This window comes from Rhodococcus sp. D-46 (assembly GCF_011290655.1).
Lineage (GTDB): Bacteria > Actinomycetota > Actinomycetes > Mycobacteriales > Mycobacteriaceae > Rhodococcus_F > Rhodococcus_F qingshengii.
Window position 1 is genome coordinate 468491 of record NZ_JAANTF010000003.1, and the last position, 19291, is coordinate 487781.

A 19291-nucleotide genomic window follows, 5' to 3' on the forward strand; every position below is an offset into this window, starting at 1 on the left:
CTCTCCGATCGGCGAGGACGCTTACCTGTCCCGGCTACCGGGGTTCTGTACGAACTGCGAACGCCCGATAGGGTGACCGGGTGCGTCCTACACTTGATTCCTACACTCATCTGGCCGGTGGCAAGGTCCGTGACCTTTACACGATCGACGACGAGCATCTGCTGCTTGTAGCGAGTGATCGGATCTCGGCCTACGACCACGTGCTCAGCACGCCGATCCCGGACAAGGGTCGCGTGCTCACCGCGATGAGCGTGTTCTTCTTCAACGTCCTCGGTGGCACCAACCACCTGGCCGGCGAGCCCGACGACGATCGCATCCCGGAAGAGGTACTCGGCCGCGCTCTCGTCGTGCGCTCCCTCGACATGGTTCCCGTCGAATGCGTCGTTCGTGGCTTCCTCACCGGCTCCGGCTTGGTCGACTACAACAACACCGGCGCAGTGTGCGGCGTCGCGTTGCCCGAGGGCCTCGTCGAGGCGTCGCGTCTGCCCGACCCGATCTTCACCCCGGCGTCCAAGGCGGCTCTCGGGGATCACGACGAGAACATCAGCTTCGATCAGGTAGTGGAGAAGGTCGGCCAGAAGCTGGCAGTGCAGCTTCGTGAGGACACTCTCGACGTCTATGCCCGCGCCTCCAACTTCGCAGCCGATCGCGGAATCATCCTTGCCGACACCAAGCTCGAATTCGGTCTCGACTCCGCTGGAAACCTCGTGCTCGCCGACGAGGTGCTCACCCCCGACTCGTCGCGCTACTGGCCTCTCGAAGGCTACGAAGCGGGCAAGGTGCAGCCCAGTTTCGACAAGCAGTTCGTGCGCGACTGGCTCACGAGCCCCGAATCCGGCTGGGACCGTAGCTCGGACACGACACCGCCGCCGTTGCCGCAGGAGATCGTCGACGCGACCCGGGCACGCTACATCGAGGCGTACGAGCGCATTTCCGGTCTGTCCTTCGACGATTGGGTCGGTCCCAGCGCATGAGCCTGATCCCGCCGGTCGCAAAGAAGGTCCCCACCGAACGTACCCATCACGGACACACGTTCGTCGATGACTACGAGTGGCTGCGGGACAAGGACAACGCCGAGGTAGTCGCATACCTCGAAGCCGAAAACGCGTACACCGACGAGCAGACGGCCGCGCTCGAGCCATTGCGCGAGAAGATCTTCCAGGAGATCAAGTCGCGGACGCAGGAAACCGACATGTCGGTGCCCACTCGCATGGGTAAGTGGTGGTACTACTCGCGCAGCGTGGAAGGCAAGTCGTACACCGTCCAGTGCCGGTGCCCCATCGCCGGTGAAGACGACTGGACTCCGCCCGACCTGACGCCCGGCGTCGAGCTGGCCGACGAGCAGATCCTCATGGACGGTAACGTCGAAGCCGAAGGGCACGAGTTCTTTTCGCTCGGCGCGTTCTCCATCAGCGAGGACGGCACGTTGCTCGCGTACTCGGTGGACATCGTCGGCGACGAGCGGTACACCTTGCGGTTCAAGAACCTCGAGACCGGTGAGATGCTCGCCGACGAGATTCCCGATACCGCGCCTGGCGCCACCTGGGCGATCGACCACAGTCACGTCTTCTACATGACGGTCGACGACTCCTGGCGTCCGGACACGGTGTGGCGTCACAAGCTGGGAACGCCGCAGAGTCAAGATGTTTCGGTGTTCCACGAGCCCGACGAACGGTACTGGGTTTCGGTGGGGTCCACCCGCAGCGAGAAGTACCTGATGATCTGGGTCGGTTCCAAGGTGACCAGCGAAGGCTGGATGCTGGAATCGGCGAACCCGGAAGGCGACTTCCGCGTCATCATCCCGCGTCGCGAGGGCGTCGAGTACGGGGCCGAGCACGCCGTGATCGGGGGAGAGGACCGCTTCCTGATCCTCCACAACGACGTCGTCGACGGCATCAAGGCCGAGAACTTCGTGTTGGTGGAAGCTCCCGTGTCGGATCCGACGAACGTGACGACGCTGATCGAGCACAGCGCAGACGTTCGTCTGGAAGAAGCCGAAGCCTTTGCCGGACACCTCGTCCTGAGCTACCGCCGCGAGGCGCTCACTCGGGTTGCCGTGTGGCCGTTGACGGATGACGGCTACGGCGAACGCCACGAAATCGACTTCGACGAAGAACTCTTCAGCATCGGCATGGGGTCCAACCCGGAATGGGCGCAGCCCACCATCCGGCTCGGATTCACCTCATTCATCACTCCCGGGCAGGTGTACGACTACTACGTCGCCAGTGGTGAACTGGCACTGCGTAAGTCGCAGCCCGTTCTCGGAGACTTCGATGCGAGTAACTACGAGCAGCGTCGCGACTGGGCAGTAGCCGACGACGGAACCCGCATTCCGCTCTCGATCGTGAGGCGCGTAGGTGCGCCGGAAGGTCCCGCGCCGCTGCTGTTGTACGGCTACGGTTCCTACGAGGCGAGCATCGACCCGTCGTTCTCGGTTGCCCGCTTGTCGTTGCTCGATCGCGGTGTCGTCTTCGTCGTCGCACACGTGCGCGGCGGCGGCGAGATGGGCCGTCACTGGTACGAAAACGGCAAGACGCTCACCAAGAAGAACACCTTCACCGATTTTGTCTCTTGCGCAAAGCATTTGATCGACACCGGTGTCACGTCGGCCGACCGGATGGTTGCCGACGGCGGTAGTGCAGGTGGATTGCTGATGGGCGCTGTCGCCAACATCGCTCCGGAACTGTTTGCCGGCATTCTCGCCAATGTTCCGTTTGTCGACCCGTTGACGTCGATTCTCGATCCGTCGCTGCCGTTGACGGTCATCGAGTGGGACGAATGGGGAGATCCGCTGCACAACAAGGACGTCTACGACTACATGCGCTCGTACAGCCCGTACGAGAACGTGGAAGCCAAGGACTATCCCGCCATTCTTGCGATCACGAGCATCAACGACACCCGTGTTCTGTACGTGGAGCCGGCCAAGTGGGTCGCAAAACTGCGCGCCACCAAGACCGGTGATGCTCCGCTACTTCTCAAGACCGAGATGAGCGCCGGACACGGCGGTGTCAGCGGTCGGTACGAGAAGTGGAAAGAGGTCGCGTTCGAGTTCGCCTGGGTGTTGGACACCGTGGGCGCGAACTAGCTTCTGTGTCAATCAGGTTCGGTGACTGTCAGGTTCTGTGTCAATCAGGTTCTGCGGTAACGAACCTGAGGGCGCCCAGCGCGCCCGTACTCGGTCTCCCGGGTGAGCATGCCGTCGTCTGCCAGCTTTTCCAGGTAGCGCCAGGCTGTCACCCGGGACACGCCGACCGATGCTGCCACCTCTGCAGCGGTCACGGGTCCCTCAGAATCCCGGACAGACGCTGCGACGAGTCCGAGTGTTTGAGACGCAAAGCCTTTCGGTGCCGCTGCTCGATCGTCGGACGTTCGTAGCGCGGACATCGCGCGGTCGATGTCGTGTTGACTGACCGCAGACTCTCCAGCGGGAAGCGCTGCACGATATTCGAGGTAGCGCTCGAGCTTGTCGCGGAATGCTGCGAAAGTGAACGGCTTGAGAAGATAGAGGACGATCCCGCGAGCCACGGCGCTTCGGACCACCTCCAGATCGCGCGCCGAGGTAACCGCGATGATGTCCGGACTGGGCCGCAAACCGCCCAGGGCGGAAGCCACGTCGAGACCGCTGGCGTCGGGCAACCCGATGTCGAGCAGGACCAGGTCGATGGGCTGGTCGGTGGCGTTGGCCGCCGTAACTGCACGCACGGCGGCGTTCCCGGAATGAACCACGCCGTGGACCACGAATTCCGGCACACGCTCGACGTACGAACGGTGCGCCTGGGCGATCAACGGTTCGTCGTCGACTATCAGCACACGGATCATCGCGGTGCTTCCACCTCGCGCAGCGGGATACGGACAACCAGCATGGAGCCCATCGCCGGCTCGCTGGTGAGCGTGCCGCCGTGCCGTTTCACCACTTGAGAGACCAGTGCGAGACCGAGTCCGCGAGAGCCGGATTTTGTGGAGTAGCCACGGCCCTTGGCCTTTTCGAGTGCTTCGGGTGTCATTCCCGGGCCGCTGTCGGCGACGGCAACAACCATCATCGAATCCTCTTCCATTACCGTCACTTCCACCCACGGAGACTCGCTCGCGCGCGATGCGTCAATAGCATTGTCCACGAGATTGCCGACCAGCGTGACCAACTCGCGTGCATTGAGCGAAGGAACCGGACCGAGCGCGGTGTCTTCGGTGATGGTCAGGTCGACCCCGCGTTCGGCCGCTTCACTCATTTTCCCGAGCAGCAGTGCGGCGAGCGCCGGCTCGTGGACCGCATTCATCAGACGATCTATCAACTGTTGGGACACTCGCAATTCATTGGTGGCGAAGGCCACTGCGTCTTCGTTCCGGCCCAACTCGACCATCGTGATGATCGTGTGAAGACGATTTGCACTCTCGTGGGCTTGCGATCGAAGCGACTCGGCAAAACTCCGTACCGAATCCAATTCCCCGAGTACGTTCTGCAATTCGGTGTGATCGCGAATTGTCAGCACGGTGCCAATTCTGTTGCCCTCCCACTCAACCGGGTGTTGGTTGACCACCAGCACACGCTTGTCGGTGAGGTGCACTTGATCCTTCGCGGGAGAGGCGTCGTCGACTCGCATGGTCTCGGGGATGGACGAAAGTGGCACGGGCCCGTCCGGTAGATCGAGGAGGCGACGCGCTTCGTCGTTGACGATATCCACTCGCGCATCTCTGCTTCGGCCTCGCCCGATCACCACCAGACCCTCACCGATGCTGTGCAGGACGGCGTCGTGGTGTTCGTACATGGTGCGCAGTTCATCCGGCGCCATCCCCAGGGTCTGTCGCCGGATACGCCGACTCACCAGAAGTGAACTCAGGAGGGCGGCAAGAAGACCGCCGCCGGCAACGAACAGGATGACCGGAACACTTTGGGCGAACTGCTTGCTGATCTGCTCGCGGGTGACACCGGCAGAAACCAGACCGACCAGGGTTCCGCCGGAATCGTAAACAGGAGTGACTGCGCGGATCGACGGCCCCAGCGACCCGGCGTACGTCTCTGTGAAGGTCACGCCGGCAAGTGCGCGGTCGATGTTCCCGGTGAAGAGTTGACCGATCAGCTCCGGGCTCGTGTGGGTGAACCGAGTGCGATCAGGCGCCATCACCACGATGAAATCGACGCCGGTTGCCTGTCGGATCTTCTCGGTCTGTGGTTGCAGAATCGCGGTCGGGTCCGGACTCGTCAGGGCTGCCGCCGTCGAATCCGACAGGGCGAGAGTCTGCGCTATCGAGCTCACCTGCCTGCGGATCGCGTCGTCGCTGTCTCGGCGTTCGTCGACAACTGCGAGCGCGGCCCCCACACCGATGACCAGCGCCAACAACGCCAATTGCAGGAGCAGGATCTGCCTGGCGACGCTCATACGTCGGCCGGTCTTTCGTTCGACCATCGAGCGCCTCCTGAACGTAATGAACACAAACTTCCGGGCCCACCTGTTTGCAACAAGAATTCTCCACGACTCGAAGTGATCCCGATCACTTCACAGATATCCGATCCAAAGGACACCCCATGAGCAGCACGGCAACAGGGACAGTAGACGGTTCCCCACAGCCCGAGGGCACCAAGGCAAAGCGCGACAAGACGCATTGGCTCTACATGAGCGTCATCGTCGCGGTCATCGGCGGCATCCTCGTCGGTTGGCTCGCACCCGAGTTCGGTAAGTCCGTCGGTGTACTCGGCACGTTGTTCGTCAGCCTGATCAAGATGATGATCAGCCCGGTCATCTTCTGCACCATCGTGCTCGGCATCGGCTCGGTTCGAGCGGCGGCCAAGGTCGGCAAGGTCGGCGGCCTCGCACTCGCCTACTTCATCGGGATGTCCACCATCGCACTCGCGATCGGCCTGGGCGTCGGCAACCTGCTCAACCCCGGCAGCGGCCTGAACATCACGCCCAATGCGGCCTCCGTGGCCAAGCTTGCAGATCAGGCCCACAGCGCGGGCGGTACCTGGGACTTCATCGCGTCCATCATTCCGACGTCGATGCTGTCCTCCCTCACAGCCGGCAGCGTGCTGCAGACTCTGTTCGTCGCCCTTCTGGTCGGCTTCGCGATCCAGTCGCTCGGCAAGTCGGGTGAACCGATCCTCAAGGCCGTCGGATACATCCAGAAGCTCGTGTTCAAGATCCTGACGATGATCCTCTGGCTCGCCCCGATCGGTGCTTTCGGTGCCATCGCCAGCGTCGTCGGCCAGACCGGTTTGAACGCCGTCGTCCAGCTCGGCACCCTGATGATCGGCTTCTACCTGACCTGCCTGATCTTCGTCTTCGGTGTTCTCGGAACGCTGCTGCGCGCCGTCACCGGATTCAACATCTTCAAGCTGGTCAAGTACTTGGCCCGTGAGTACCTGCTCATCTTCGCCACGTCGTCCTCCGAATCGGCACTGCCGCGTCTGATCGCCAAGATGGAGCACGTAGGCGTCGAGCGCACCACGGTGGGCATCGTCGTTCCCACGGGCTACTCGTTCAATCTCGACGGCACCGCGATCTACCTGACGATGGCCTCGATCTTCATCGCCGACGCCATGGGACAGCCACTCGGTTTCGGTGAACAGCTCTCGCTGCTGGTGTTCATGATCATCGCCTCCAAGGGCGCTGCCGGAGTCAGCGGCGCCGGTCTGGCCACGCTGGCAGGCGGACTGCAGAGCCATCGCCCCGAGCTTCTCGACGGCGTCGGACTCATCGTCGGAATCGACCGCTTCATGTCGGAAGCGCGAGCGATCACCAACTTCTCGGGCAATGCGGTTGCGACTCTCCTGGTCGGCGCCTGGACCAAGACGATCGACAAGGAACGCGTCGTCCAGGTACTCGACGGGAAGATTCCGTTCAACGAAGCCACGATGCTCGACGACGAGGACGAAGAAGAGCAGCACAAGCTCGAAACGGCTCCGACCGGCACCAAACAGTCGTTCGTGAGCCATCACTAGAAACGTCCGCTCTGCTGAACGTTTGACTGCGCTGCAGGCGCGGAACCCGATCTACGATCAGTGATCCTGGTCGTAACGATGAAAGAGACCGCCGCACCAACCGTGCGACGGTCTCTTTCTGTTCGTGGCTAGGTGTACCAGGTCGGTTCGGGAATCTCGCCGGTCAGAAAACGACTACCGACTTCACGGCGTTTGTACGCGAGCGGATCGTGAAGGGTATGCGTCCGAATGTTGCGCCAGTAGATGTCCAGGCCGACGTCGTTGGACGTGGCTCGGGCACCGGTCAGCTCGAAGATCTTGTTGCTGATCTCCAAGGAGACGTCGGCGGCGCGAAGTTTTGCGGCCGCGATGCGTACGGCGAGGTCGCCGCGAGCCTGCTCGGTGAGGTTTTCGCGAGCGTCGTGGAGCACTGCGTCGGCCTCACGGCTGACCTGGTCCACGAAGGCCTCCGCTGCCCACAGCTTGGATTGCAAGTCGCCGTAGCCCTCACGGAGGTACCACTCGTCGGTTGCGATTTCGCGGTTGTCACCGCCGTACGGCCATGGACGCGTACGGGTTCGGGTGTACTCGGCGGCAGTGTCCAGTGCGCCACGAGCGATCCCGAGGTAGAAGTTGGCGAACACGATCTCGATCGCCGGGAAGTTCAGGGTGTTGTAGACCAGAGGTTGGAATTCCTTGTCGACAAAGCCTGCCGCACTTGCCCAGTCGACCTCGACGTCGTTGATCTCGACACTGCCGGAATCGGTGAGGCGCTGCCCGAGATTGTCCCAATCACCGCGGAAGACTATGCCGTCCTGAGCAGTCGGCACGATTGCGAACACATGCGTCGCAGTTCCGTCGATGATTCCTTCGAGCACCGTGAGGTCGGTGACTCGGCCGCCGGTGGAAAACGACTTCACACCGTTGAACACCAGGGTGTCTCCGCGGTCCGCGACGGTGAGGTCGGTGTCTCGAGGGTTGACCGCGCCGCCGAAGAAGAATCGGTTGCTCGTGTACAGCTCCTCGACAGCGGAGATCTGCGGATCGGTTCCGACCAATCTGGCTGCCCATGCCCACAGGTAGTGGTATCCGAGCAGTTGTCCGATGGAGCCGTCGGCGCGGGCGATCTCCCGAACCACCTTGTAGGCGGTCTCCCATCGCTGCCCGCCGCCGCCGAACTCGACCGGGCCCAGGAGCGTCACAAGACCACTGTCCTTGAGCAGCTGAACTTCTCGGAACGGTGGTTCGCCGGCTCGGTCGCGGGCGAGTGCGTCGGCGGCAAGGATGTTGCTCACCTCGCGAGCCCGGTCGATCCAGCCCTCGGATGTGTCGGGAACGCCGACGAAGACTTCGGTTTCACTGGTCACGGTCATGCCTGTTCATCCTTTTCGGTCGGTGCGGTCCCGATGGCCCACACGTAAATCGGTTCGGTTCCGTTGATTTCGTAGTCGCCGACAACTTTGGATTTGAAGACGACCGGATTGTGGCTGGCGACGGTGCGGGCGTTGCGCCAGAATCGATCGAGATCGAGGTCGCGGCTGACTCCGGAGGCACCGAGTGCGTCGAAGATCTTGGCCGTGGCCGGCACGACGAGTCCGATCGAGGCGACTTGCCCTCGCCCCGAATCGATTTCGGCTGCGATGTTGGCGGCCTTCTCTTCCTCCGGCGAGCCGGAGAATGCGGCTTCGTAAGCCCATTGGGACGACTGTGCTGCGTGCAGTGCAACGGCCTCGGCTGCAAAGGCAGCAGAGGACACCTCGCCGACAACTTGCTGGATCTGCGAATCCTGCGCGTATCTCGGAGCGTTGCCGTGACTGAAGGTTCGAGTACGAGAGGCAACTCGACGAGAGATCTCGATCGTCGCAGCCTTGGCGATGCCGGCGAGAGTGGCGAGGTGGAACAATTGGTAGAACGCGGTCTGGTATTTGAATCGTGTCGAGAAGTCGAAGATGTTCTCCGGCTGTACAATTGCGTCCTCGTAGACGGACGAACCGGAGCCAGTCGTCTGCTGGCCGAACCCGTTCCAATCGTCACTGTGTGTGACACCGGGTTGTCTCGCCTCGACCGCCGCGATCACGAATGCGCCGGTGTCGGTGCGCTGCGAGTACAGGTCGATCCAGTCGGCGAAGATGGAACCCGTGCTGTAGAACTTTGCCCCGTTCGCCAGGAAATGGTCGGCATCGGGTGCGGGCGAGACCTTGGTGTTGGCTTCGCCCAATGCAACGTCGCCGATTTCGGTCCACGCGTTGCCGACCAACTGTCCCTCCGCAAAGCGTCGGAGCCAGATGTCACGCTCCGGGCCGGGGTCGGCGACCAGTCGGTCTTCGACAAACGCGAAATGTCCGCGCAGGGCCTGGGTGATATTGGAATCGGCGCTCGACAGCTCGACTAGTAAGCGGATCAATTGCGGGATGCTCGCACCGGATCCACCGTGTGTTGTCGGCACCCGAACGGCGCCGAAGCCTGCATTCTTGAGTGCGTCGATCTGTTGGAAGGGAAGCACGTGATCGCGTTCGCGTTCGACGACGCCTTGTGCGATGTCCGCGAAGATCGGACGGAATTTCTCTGCCAGTGTTTCGTAGTCGACCTCACTTTTGATCGGATCAGCAGACCGGGGTACGGCATTCGGCGTCAGTGCGGTGGTCATGGGAAGAATGCAAGCTGTAAACACCAGGGGCGTCGATCCTTCATCGCGACCTGATTCGAAGTGTTGTCAGTCAGCGCAAATCTCGGTTCGATGGCCTGCCGGGCACTCTTGTCGAAATCGAGTGGTCAGTGGGGTTGCTCGCGAACGTGCTCGACGGTCCATCCGCTCCATTCGACGGTCCCTCCGGCACCACAATCATGTCGGAACGGCAGCCCTGGAGGACCGGAGCGAACGACGACGCGAAAGTCTCTCCCCTCCAACCGAAGATCGACAGTCGTGTGTTCTCCGTCGACACTCTCGCTGATGCTCTCGAGTGCGTCCGTGGCGACGATGTCGGTGGCGCGTCGGACTGCGTGTTCGGCGGCCTGAGCGGCCTGTGACAGTGCCGCCCGGCCGCGCAGGTGCAGCAGCTCCAATTCTCCGGCTTGGTATTTTTCGGCTGCATCGATTGCGGAGTTGCCGTCCAGTCGGCTGAAATAGACTGCGGCAGGCCACGCAATCATGTTGGCCGCGAAACGATCTCCGCCGATGTGACTGCATTCCCACACATCTGCGATCTGTGCCGCGTTCAGCGCCGAAACGACCGGGCGGCCGAGTTCCGCGCAGCACGCATCCTTCTTTCCATGCGTGCAGACTGCGAAGAGCGGTTCCGTGCGGGAGCGGCCGAAGTCGGGTTCCGCTCCGGCGGCCATCGATTCGAACGGCAGTACCGACAGGTCCTCGTATCGGTCGACCGCCCCTTCCCGCATCCATTGGCGTGTGCCGTCCGTCCAGGCGAGTACACACGTCGGGGTGAGCACCCGGCGGTTGCGGGTCCGCCGGATCACCACGACACGGATACGGCCCTGCGCTGCGTAGATCTTTTCGGTGAGTGCGACGGGGAGAACGTCGTCAGGGGCGGACGCCGGCCAGGGGCCGGGATGCTCGATCAATACCCACAGATGTGTCATTCCGGCGCGACCGACCATAGGTTCGCCGGCGGTCGACGACTGCCGTGTACAGGCGTGAGGGCGTCGACTGGTTTGCGGATTGGCGACAAATTCCGAAAGGCACTGCATAGATCCTTTCCCCAGGACACCGTCGCTGTGGCAGGGGAGGGAAGACATGATGAGGCTCCAGTCTCGTAGGTTAGGCTCACCAGACTATTGGATGGTGAATCCTTTGCTCAGCCGCGGTGAATGCACGTGGCTGTGACGGTCGGAAGCAGTCGGTAACAGGAGTTTGTGAATGAAACGCAGTAACTCGCGGACGAAGTACATGCTGGGTGGTTTTGTCCTCGCCGCCATAGTGGCAACGACAACGGCGTGTGGCAGTGACGACAAGACGGATACCGGCAGTCAGTCTGCCGACACCGTGCACGCGGTCACCCACGCCCGCGGAACTACCGACGTACCGACGGATCCGCAGCGAGTTGTCGTGCTCGAGCCGGTTCAGCTCGACACGTCGGTAGCGCTGGGCGTGATTCCCGTGGGCACCGCGGTACTCAGCGAGACGACCGGCGTTCCGGCGTACCTCGGTGAGAAGGCGGCGGAGATCGAGATGGTCGGAACCGTCGCGGCACCGAACCTCGAGAAGATCGTCGCACTGAGCCCGGACCTGATCATCGGAACGGAATCGCGGCACGGTGATCTGTACGAGCAGCTCGCTGCCATCGCACCGACCGTCTACATGGCAACTCAGACCGATCCGTGGCAGGACAACGTCCAGTTCGTCGCAGAGGCGTTGAACAAGACCGATCAGGCAGGTGAACTGCTCGGTGACTACACGGCACGCTGCGAGGAAGTGGCGAGCAAGCACAGCACCGAGGGCAAGACCGCTCAGCTGATCCGCCCACGCGACGACGTTCTGACGCTGTACGGACCCACGTCGTTTGCCGGAAGCACTCTCGAATGTGCTGGACTCACGATTCCCGCACGCGACTGGGAGAACTCGATCTCGGTGGACCTCTCCCCGGAATTCGTCTCCGGAGCCAACGCCGACCTCATCCTGGTCACCTCCGCGAAACCGGCCGATGCCGGCACGATGCCGAAGGCCGTGGCCGACAACGCCGGATTCTTCCCGAACCCGCATCTGGTGGACATGTCCTACTGGATCACCGGCGTCGGACCGCTCGGCGGCCTCACCGTTCTGGACGACCTCGATCGCATTCTCGGAGCGTCGAATTAGCAGTGCGCGAAGGAGCAGTGCGTGAGAGAGTCGCTAAGTTGGAGCCTATGACAACTCCAGTACAGAACATCGCGATCAACACCCTCGGTGGCGTGCCCACCTCTTTGGGTGAATACGACGGCCGCGCCGTCCTCGTGGTCAACGTCGCGTCCAAGTGTGGACTGACCCCGCAGTACTCGGCGCTCGAGAAGCTGGCCAGCGAGTACGCCGATCGCGGTCTGACCGTGATCGGTATCCCGTGCAACCAGTTCATGGGGCAGGAACCGGGTACCGCCGAAGAGATCGAGACGTTCTGCTCCACTACCTACGGCGTCACGTTCCCGCTTCTCGAGAAGATCGAGGTGAACGGCGAAAACCAGCATCCGCTGTACGCCGAGCTCACCAAGGCGGCCGACGCCGAAGGCGCTGCGGGAGACATTCAGTGGAACTTCGAGAAGTTCCTGATCGGACCGGACGGCACCGTCGTCAACCGCTTCCGTCCGCGGACCGAGCCTGACGCACCCGAGGTTGTCGCCGCGATCGAAGCTGCGCTTCCCAAGAACTAGAGGTTTCCAAGAACCAGTAGGTGCGCTGAAAACTGCCGCCGGATGATCATCCGGCGGCAGTGTGCTGTTCACCCACAGCTGCCACTATCGGAGTATGTCCGCAGAACTGATCGTGTCGGTATCCGGAATCAGAGACGAGACATGTTATCTCGCTGCCGGATTCGCAGACGAGATGGACACTCGAGGTGTCCGCTTGTCGCTCCTGGTGGCGCCGCGACTGAAGGACAAATACCGACTGGCCGACGACGCGGTGACGACGGCTTGGCTGCGTGAGCGTCGCGAGCACGGCGATGCCATCGTTCTGCACGGCTACGACCAGGCCGCGACCAAGCGTCGCCGAGCCGAGTTCGCCACTCTGTCGAAGCACGAAGCGAAACTGCGACTACTCGCTGCGGACCGCGTTCTCGAGCATGCAGGCCTTCGGACCCGGGTGTTCGCACCGCCGCGCTGGGTGGCATCGCCCGGTGCCATGTCGGTGTTGCCGGAGACGGGCTTTCGCACGATGGCAGGCCTCGGGGCAGTACATGATCTGACCCGCGGAACCTTGCAACGGGGAAGGGTTTTCGGGATCGGCGAAGGCTTCAAGGCCGAGCCGTGGTGGTGTCGCGCATTGGTTCTCGGAGCCGGGCGTGCCGCCAAACGTGGGGGACTGGTCAGATTGTCGATCACGGCCAAGCAGTTGGGAAACGAGGGCCCACGTCAGGCCGTCCTCGACGCCGTCGACCTTGCCCTCTTCCACGAAGCCGACTCGCAGGTGTATCGGTGGAACTCCCCGTCTCAGGAGCTCGGCGCTGCCTGAATTCGGTAGTTGGCAACTATTTGATAGCTACGAGACTATGTCGTCTGTCCGGGTTGTCCGAGCAGGCAGACTCTTCGTGTTTCTCCACTTCCTTGCTGGTAGTAGTGCAGAATGGGTCAAAATCGCATAAAACGGACGATTAATTAGAGCGCTGGGTCAGCCAACTCTCCCACTGCTAGAGTGCGTGCAGTTAATCTGCCGCTAGTAGATGGGATTGGGATCTCGCCATGCGCACGAGAGTGTTCTCCAAGTCGGCCGAGGGTCTTGTCGCCGTGGCTGTGGGCGCAGTCGTCTGTGCTGCGTTCGTTCCGGCGCTCGCGTCTGCCGCTCCGACCGGCGCGGTTCACATGCTGCCGACGGGCAGTGTCGACGGCGGGTCGAGCGGATCGAGCGATGGCGTCCGCACCGCAACCGTCGACGATGAAGGTGAGCAACTCACACTGCGCCTTCGCAAGATGAACCTGCGGGGATCCGAGTTCTCGATGGCTGTGCAAGACAGCGACGGAGAGCTGACCGACGCGGTGATCCCGGCGCCCCGTTCGTACATCGGCAGCGTGGAAGGGCGTCCGGACGCAATCGTCTCGGCCATCGTCGACTCCGCCGGAACACTGCGCGGGCAGGTGATTTTCGATCGTGGTGTTTCGATAGAGTTCGTCGGATCCGAGGTGGTCGGTCGCAGCACGGCGCCGATCGACGCAAAACCCAAGTGGCCCACCGCGGCCATTGCGCCGGCCTCGGCCGCAAGGGTCGGCAAGACGGTCAAGCAGTTCGTGGTCGGACTGGACCTCAGTGGCGAGTGGTACTCCGCGCACGGCGCAGGCAGTGCCGCCGTCGCTCTGGATCGGGCCGAGGAATCAATGGCCCGCACCGCTGCCATCTGGATCAGAGACGTCGGGATTCGGCCGGTCCTCGGTCGAGTTGTCCTGCGGGCAGATTCCGCCGGCGATCCGTACTCGAGCAGTTGTGAAAATCTCGAGCAGTTGGAAGATCTGTGGTCCGATCAGGTCGGGTCGAGTGTCGATCAGGCAACCGTCGTGTGCGCATCCGGTGGCGGAAATGCCTACTACTCGAAGTTCGAACTCGACCACAGCTACGCGCATGTCGGTGCCGAGTCCGACGGCAACTTCAGCCGCGTTCTCCGCCACGAGTTGGGCCACAACTTCTATGCCGACGACTACCACGGCGGCGGCGCCGAGGGATCGACCATCATGAACGGTAACGACCTCTCGCGCTTCGACGGCACCGAATTCGCTGCCATCGTCGATGCGGCGGAGGTTGCCTCGGCTCGACTCGACGACGTCGGTCGGTACACGGCAAGCCCGATCCCGCCGTACGCCGCACTCGACACCGCGCGGGTCCGCTCAGGCGGCACAGTCACCGTCGACGCCGTCGCGAATGATCATGACAGCAACGGAGATTCGATCAAAGTGACCGGCGTCGGGGCGACGTCACTTCTCGGTGGCACCGTGAAGCTCGAAAACGGCGAAGTGGTGTTCGAAGCCGGAACGAAGGCAGGCACCGACAGGATTCTCTACACACTCACCGACGCAGCCGGTGGCACGAGCACCGGCTGGATCATCGTCGATGTGAGTGCGTGAGAACCGAATCAGGCGACTTCGACGCTCGACTCCTCGTCGAGAACTCGGAACTCGGTGCCGTCGGCAGCCATTTCCGAGTAGCGACCGTAGAAGATGCCTGCGGCCTCGTCGCGGATGATCGCTTGATGAATGGGAACCGCAACGCGCGGCGCCACCGCGCGGAGGTAGTCGATGGCCTCCGAGATCTTGAGCCACGGTGCGGCGGCGGGGAGGGCGAGAACGTCGATCTTTTGTTCGGGGACGTAGAGGGAATCGCCGGGATGCATGAACCGTGCCGGGTTGGTGGCGTCACCGAGGAGGAACGCGGTGTTGTCGATCATCGGTAGGTCCGGATGGATGATTGCGTGCTCTCCGCCCGTTCCGGTCACCTCGACGTCGCCGATGCTGAACCGGTCGCCCGGCCGGACGCCGGTCCAGCGCCCACCGAGCTTTTCAGCCGTCTGCGGATCGCTGTAGAGCACGGCGTCGGGATTCGCTTCGGCCAGTTCGGGCAGCCGCGCAGGGTCGGCGTGATCGGGGTGTTGATGTGTCACGAGGATGGCGTCGAGGCCGGTGATGCCTTCGAATCCGTGCGAGAAGTTGCCGGGATCGAAGAGGATCTTCGAGCCGTTCAACTCCACGAGCACACAGGAATGGCCAAAATGTGTCAGTCGCATGATTTCGAGTATGCGCCGCCCCGAAGGGACTCGCAGGCGGGTTTCACAGGTGGTCGCCGTCACGCCCCGATCACTCGATGCGAACCATCTCGGGTCCGCCCGGTAAACTGGCCATCACCCGAGCGTTTCACTCCGGGTTCGCGCACTAGTACCGAGGAGCAGCACGTGGCCCGTGTCGTCGTCGAAGTCATGCCCAAGGCCGAGATTCTCGACCCCCAGGGACAGGCAATTGTCGGGGCACTGTCTCGCCTGGGCTTTGCAGGAGTATCCGATGTCCGTCAGGGCAAGCGGTTCGAGTTGGAGATCGACGGCAGTGTCGAAGACGCCGAACTCGAGAAGATCGCCGAAGGCCTGCTGGCCAACACGGTGATCGAGGATTGGACCGTCAGGCGAGTCGAGGCATGAGCGCACGTATCGGAGTAATCACTTTCCCCGGCACGCTCGACGACATCGACGCGGCGCGGGCAGTGAACCTGGCCGGCGGTGAAGCTGTCGAACTCTGGCACGGCGATGCAGACCTCAAGGGTGTCGACGCGGTCATCGTTCCCGGCGGATTCTCGTACGGCGATTACCTTCGTTGCGGCGCGATCGCACGTTTTGCTCCCGCGATGGGCAAGGTTGTGGAAGCAGCCAAGGGCGGCATGCCGGTCCTGGGCATCTGCAACGGTTTCCAGATCCTCTGCGAAGCAGGTTTGCTCCCCGGTGCCCTGACCCGTAACCAGGGTCTGCACTTCATCTGCCGCGACGAGTGGTTGACGGTCGAAGCCAACAACACGGCGTGGTCCTCGCGATACGAGGCCGGCGCGCAGATCCTCATCCCCCTCAAGTCGGGTGAAGGTCGCTTCCAGGCGTCCGAGAAGGTTCTCGACGAACTCGAGGGCGAAGGCCGCGTCGTCTTCCGTTACTCGGAGGAGAACCCCAACGGCTCGCAGCGTCGTATCGCCGGTATCTCCTCGGCCAACGGCCGGGTCGTCGGTTTGATGCCTCACCCCGAGCACGCCACCGAGGCTCTCACCGGTCCCAGTGACGACGGATTGGGCTTGTTCTACTCGGCCCTCGACGCGATCGTCACTGCCTGATCGCCTGCTGATTTTCACCACTGAACGCCGACCGGAAATCCGGTCGGCGTTCAGTCGTATGTGGGCCCGGTACCCAGGGCTACTGGCTGTAGGAACTGAGGAAGTTGCCGAGTCGCTCGAGTGCCGTCGAGAGATCGTCGGTGTTGGGGAGAGTCACCAACCGGAAGTGATCGGGTTCGATCCAATTGAACGCGCGACCGTGGCTGACAAGAATCTTCTCCGATTCCAGTAGATCGAGAACGAACCTCTCGTCGTCGACGATGCCGAACTTGTCGACGTCGAGCTTGGGGAACAGGTACAGCGCCCCGTCGGCCTGTTGGCAACTGATCCCGTCGATGCTGTTGAGCGTGGTGTGTGCGAGATCGCGCTGGGCCGTCAGCCGACCTTGTGGAAGCAACAGGTCCTCGATGGACTGGCGTCCACCGAGTGCAGTCTGGATAGCGTGCTGCGCCGGCACGTTGGCACACATTCGCATGTTGGCCAGCAATTTGATGCCTTCGATGAAGCTCGACGCCCGCTCGAGTGGTCCGGTGATGGCCAGCCATCCGGCTCGGAATCCGCACACGCGGTAGGCCTTGGACAGTCCCGAATACGTCAGACACAGAACGTCTCGCCCGGTCATCGTCGCAAGGTTTGTCATGGATCGGCCGTCGTAGACGATCTTTTCGTAGATCTCGTCGGCGAAGAGCATCAGATCGTGTTTGCGCGCTAGATCCACGAAGCGTTGCAGCACCTCCGTCGAGTAGACGGCGCCCGTCGGATTGTTGGGATTGATGACGACAATCCCTCGGGTGCGCGGCGTGATCCGAGCTTCCAGATCGTCGAAGTCCGGTGCCCAGCCTTGGCTTTCATCGGTGAGGTAGTGGACGGGCGTGCCGCCGGCAAGTGAAACCGAAGCCGTCCACAAGGGATAGTCGGGAGCGGGAATCAGGATCTCGTCCTCTGGATTGCAGAGGGCCTGCATCGTCAGGGTGATCAGTTCGGACACACCGTTTCCGAGATAGATCTCGTCGACGGTGACGTCGGTGATACCCCGCGTCTGGTAGTACTGGACCACCGCAGTGCGCGCCGAATACAGTCCGCGAGAATCGCAATATCCCTGCGCGGTAGGGAGATTGCGGATCATGGCCATCATGATTTCGTCCGGAGCTTCGAACCCGAAGGGGGCCGGATTGCCGACGTTGAGTCGCAGGATCGTGTGTCCCTGATCCTCGAGTTCTTCGGTCTTGTCGAGAATTCGCCCTCTGATGTCGTACCTGACATTCTCGAGCTTGCGGGCCTGATCGATGGGTGTGTTCACGCGGTTACGTACCTCTCCGGTTCGGGTGGGCGAGTTGTGTTTCAGATGAGAAGGGCGCCTCAGGGTTCGGTCTGGAAACGGACATTGATTCGCGATAGCGCTAGCGGCGAAAGAGGAGTAGCGCTACTATGATTCGACATGTCCAATGATAGCAGTTCGAGGATTGTCGCAGCCTTGCGTGAGTGGATCGCGACGGCTCCTCCAGGCGCGAAGCTTCCGTCCACTCGGTCGCTCGTCAGCCTGCACGGGGCGAGTCCGGTCACCGTGCAGAAGGCGCTGCGAACACTGGTATCTCAGGGGGTTGTGGAGGCTCGTCCCGGTGTGGGGACCTTCGTGCGCGCGGCGCGCGTCGTGCGACCCAACGACTACGGGTGGCAGACAGCGGCGCTTGGATCGCCGAACTATCGTCTGCAGCTGCCCATGGCGCTGCAGTCCACCTCCAACGACGTGATCGCGCTGCATTCCGGCTATCCGGCCCGAGAGCTGTTGCCGGAAGGTCTGGTTCGTGCAGCCTTCACCAGGGCGACGCGAACCGACGCCGTGTTCAATCGGCCCCTCGCTGCCGGGCTTCCGGAACTGCAGTCCTGGTTTGCCTCCGAATTGGGTTCCGCCACTCCTGCCGGGATCACTCCGCCGGGGCCGAACGACGTGGTTGTACTTCCCGGCAGTCAGGGTGGGCTTGCGACGTCCTTTCGCGCGTTGGTGGGGGAGGGGCGTCCGTTGCTCATGGAATCGCCGACCTACTGGGGAGCGATCCTGGCCGCCGCGCAGGCTGGAGTCACGGTCATTCCGATTTCCAGCGGCGCCAACGGTCCTGATCCTGAAGAGCTTTCGCGTGCATTCGAACAGACCGGTGCCCGTGCGTTCTACGCACAACCGAGCTTCGCGAGTCCGACGGGAGCGCTGTGGTCGCCGTCGTTGGCTGACAAGGTTCTCGACACCGTCCGTCGGCACGGCGCATTCCTCATCGAGGACAGTTCGGCGCTCGACTTCGGAATCACCGCAGATCCCAGCCCCATCGCTGCACGAGACGACAGCGGTCACGTCGTCTACCTTCGTGCGCTGACCAAGAGCGTGTCCCCATCGGTGCGAGTTGCCGGATTGATCGCTCGGGGTCCGGCGTACGAGCGGATTCTGGCTGATACACAGGCAGATTCGATGTACGTCAGCGGGATGCTGCAAGCGGTAGCGCTCGACGTCGTGACCCAACCGGCCTGGCGAACGCACTTGCGCAGGCTTCGTCACCAACTCGAGGCCAGACGCGACCTCCTCGTCTCGAGTCTGCGCGAGCACGCGCCGGACGCTCACCTCGATGCCGTACCGAAAGGCGGACTCAACCTCTGGCTTCGGCTCCCGGACACCACGAACGTCGAACGCGTGGTGCAGGACTGCCGGTCGGCCGGCGTCATCGTCGGGGCCGGTGACGATTGGTTCCCGGCAGAACCGACTGGAAAGTTCTTGCGGCTCAACTACGCCGGACCGAACCCGGGTGAGTTCCCCGACGCCGCCCGCATTATCGGCCGAGCAATCACGCAACATATGTAGAACTTCACCTCACTGGTGGTTGACCTGAACTTCCGTTGAGGTT

Annotated in this window: 17 protein-coding genes; 10 read left to right on the forward strand and 7 right to left on the reverse strand. The window is 62.4% G+C overall.

Features of this window, described 5'->3' with window-relative positions:
- Positions 1-80 precede the first annotated feature (80 nt).
- Both G9U53_RS10140 and G9U53_RS10145 read left to right on the forward strand, forming a co-directional pair.
- On the forward strand, positions 81-974 hold the full coding sequence (locus tag G9U53_RS10140; RefSeq protein ID WP_003945463.1) for a phosphoribosylaminoimidazolesuccinocarboxamide synthase: 894 nt from the start codon (positions 81-83) through the stop codon (positions 972-974).
- Positions 971-3085, forward strand: a complete 2115-nt coding sequence (locus tag G9U53_RS10145; protein ID WP_165638631.1) for a S9 family peptidase — start codon at positions 971-973, stop codon at positions 3083-3085. The genes G9U53_RS10140 and G9U53_RS10145 overlap by 4 nt, the downstream gene beginning before the upstream one ends.
- A 44-nt stretch (positions 3086-3129) precedes the next feature.
- On the opposite strand, the gene G9U53_RS10150 is transcribed toward G9U53_RS10145, so the two are convergent.
- Both G9U53_RS10150 and G9U53_RS10155 read right to left on the reverse strand, forming a co-directional pair.
- Positions 3130-3819, reverse strand: coding sequence for a response regulator (locus G9U53_RS10150; RefSeq protein ID WP_003945570.1), 690 nt, complete (start codon positions 3817-3819; stop codon positions 3130-3132).
- Positions 3816-5402: a sensor histidine kinase gene (locus G9U53_RS10155; protein WP_064688544.1), complete on the reverse strand. Its 1587-nt coding sequence runs from the start codon at positions 5400-5402 to the stop codon at positions 3816-3818. Before G9U53_RS10155 ends, G9U53_RS10150 begins: the two co-directional genes overlap by 4 nt.
- Positions 5403-5521: 119 nt before the next feature.
- Here G9U53_RS10155 and G9U53_RS10160 point away from each other — a divergent pair, with 119 nt between their 5' ends.
- Positions 5522-6934, forward strand: coding sequence for a cation:dicarboxylase symporter family transporter (locus G9U53_RS10160; RefSeq protein WP_165638632.1), 1413 nt, complete (start codon positions 5522-5524; stop codon positions 6932-6934).
- A gap of 128 nt (positions 6935-7062) precedes the next feature.
- Here G9U53_RS10160 and G9U53_RS10165 read toward each other — a convergent pair whose 3' ends face one another.
- The 3 genes from G9U53_RS10165 to G9U53_RS10175 form a co-directional block, all read right to left on the reverse strand.
- Positions 7063-8286, reverse strand: coding sequence for an acyl-CoA dehydrogenase family protein (locus tag G9U53_RS10165; RefSeq protein WP_054188015.1), 1224 nt, complete (start codon positions 8284-8286; stop codon positions 7063-7065).
- Positions 8283-9560 (reverse strand): acyl-CoA dehydrogenase family protein, encoded by a 1278-nt coding sequence (locus G9U53_RS10170; protein WP_042452652.1) that lies wholly within the window; start codon positions 9558-9560, stop codon positions 8283-8285. The genes G9U53_RS10165 and G9U53_RS10170 overlap by 4 nt, the downstream gene beginning before the upstream one ends.
- A 125-nt stretch (positions 9561-9685) precedes the next feature.
- Positions 9686-10510 carry a sucrase ferredoxin gene (locus G9U53_RS10175; protein WP_235808454.1) on the reverse strand — a complete coding sequence of 275 codons (825 nt, stop codon included), beginning with the start codon at positions 10508-10510 and terminating at the stop codon, positions 9686-9688.
- Positions 10511-10787: 277 nt separating this feature from the next.
- On the opposite strand from G9U53_RS10175, the gene G9U53_RS10180 reads away from it, so the two are divergent.
- The 4 genes from G9U53_RS10180 (at position 10788) to G9U53_RS10195 (ending at position 14668) form a co-directional block, all read left to right on the forward strand.
- Positions 10788-11726: an iron-siderophore ABC transporter substrate-binding protein gene (locus G9U53_RS10180; RefSeq protein WP_042452648.1), complete on the forward strand. Its 939-nt coding sequence runs from the start codon at positions 10788-10790 to the stop codon at positions 11724-11726.
- A gap of 47 nt (positions 11727-11773) precedes the next feature.
- Positions 11774-12271: a glutathione peroxidase gene (locus tag G9U53_RS10185; RefSeq protein ID WP_003945816.1), complete on the forward strand. Its 498-nt coding sequence runs from the start codon at positions 11774-11776 to the stop codon at positions 12269-12271.
- A gap of 94 nt (positions 12272-12365) precedes the next feature.
- Positions 12366-13070: a DUF2334 domain-containing protein gene (locus G9U53_RS10190; protein WP_007734443.1), complete on the forward strand. Its 705-nt coding sequence runs from the start codon at positions 12366-12368 to the stop codon at positions 13068-13070.
- Between the two features lie 227 nt (positions 13071-13297).
- On the forward strand, positions 13298-14668 hold the full coding sequence (locus G9U53_RS10195) for an Ig-like domain-containing protein (RefSeq protein WP_165638633.1): 1371 nt from the start codon (positions 13298-13300) through the stop codon (positions 14666-14668).
- 8 nt (positions 14669-14676) lie between these two features.
- Here the strand turns inward: G9U53_RS10195 and G9U53_RS10200 are convergent, their stop codons facing one another.
- The gene (locus G9U53_RS10200) at positions 14677-15324 is read right to left on the reverse strand and encodes an MBL fold metallo-hydrolase (protein WP_054781003.1); all 648 of its coding nucleotides are present in this window, start codon (positions 15322-15324) and stop codon (positions 14677-14679) included.
- A 165-nt stretch (positions 15325-15489) separates the two neighbouring features.
- Here G9U53_RS10200 and purS point away from each other — a divergent pair, with 165 nt between their 5' ends.
- The gene (gene purS, locus G9U53_RS10205) at positions 15490-15729 is read left to right on the forward strand and encodes a phosphoribosylformylglycinamidine synthase subunit PurS (RefSeq protein ID WP_003945817.1); all 240 of its coding nucleotides are present in this window, start codon (positions 15490-15492) and stop codon (positions 15727-15729) included.
- Positions 15726-16403 (forward strand): phosphoribosylformylglycinamidine synthase subunit PurQ, encoded by a 678-nt coding sequence (gene purQ, locus G9U53_RS10210; RefSeq protein WP_003945887.1) that lies wholly within the window; start codon positions 15726-15728, stop codon positions 16401-16403. Before purS ends, purQ begins: the two co-directional genes overlap by 4 nt.
- Positions 16404-16482: 79 nt before the next feature.
- Here the strand turns inward: purQ and G9U53_RS10215 are convergent, their stop codons facing one another.
- Positions 16483-17703, reverse strand: a complete 1221-nt coding sequence (locus tag G9U53_RS10215; protein ID WP_003945423.1) for a pyridoxal phosphate-dependent aminotransferase — start codon at positions 17701-17703, stop codon at positions 16483-16485.
- 138 nt (positions 17704-17841) lie between these two features.
- Here G9U53_RS10215 and G9U53_RS10220 point away from each other — a divergent pair, with 138 nt between their 5' ends.
- Complete coding sequence (locus tag G9U53_RS10220; RefSeq protein WP_042452643.1) at positions 17842-19248, forward strand: PLP-dependent aminotransferase family protein; 1407 nt, start codon at positions 17842-17844, stop codon at positions 19246-19248.
- The last annotated feature ends 43 nt before the right edge of the window (positions 19249-19291 follow it).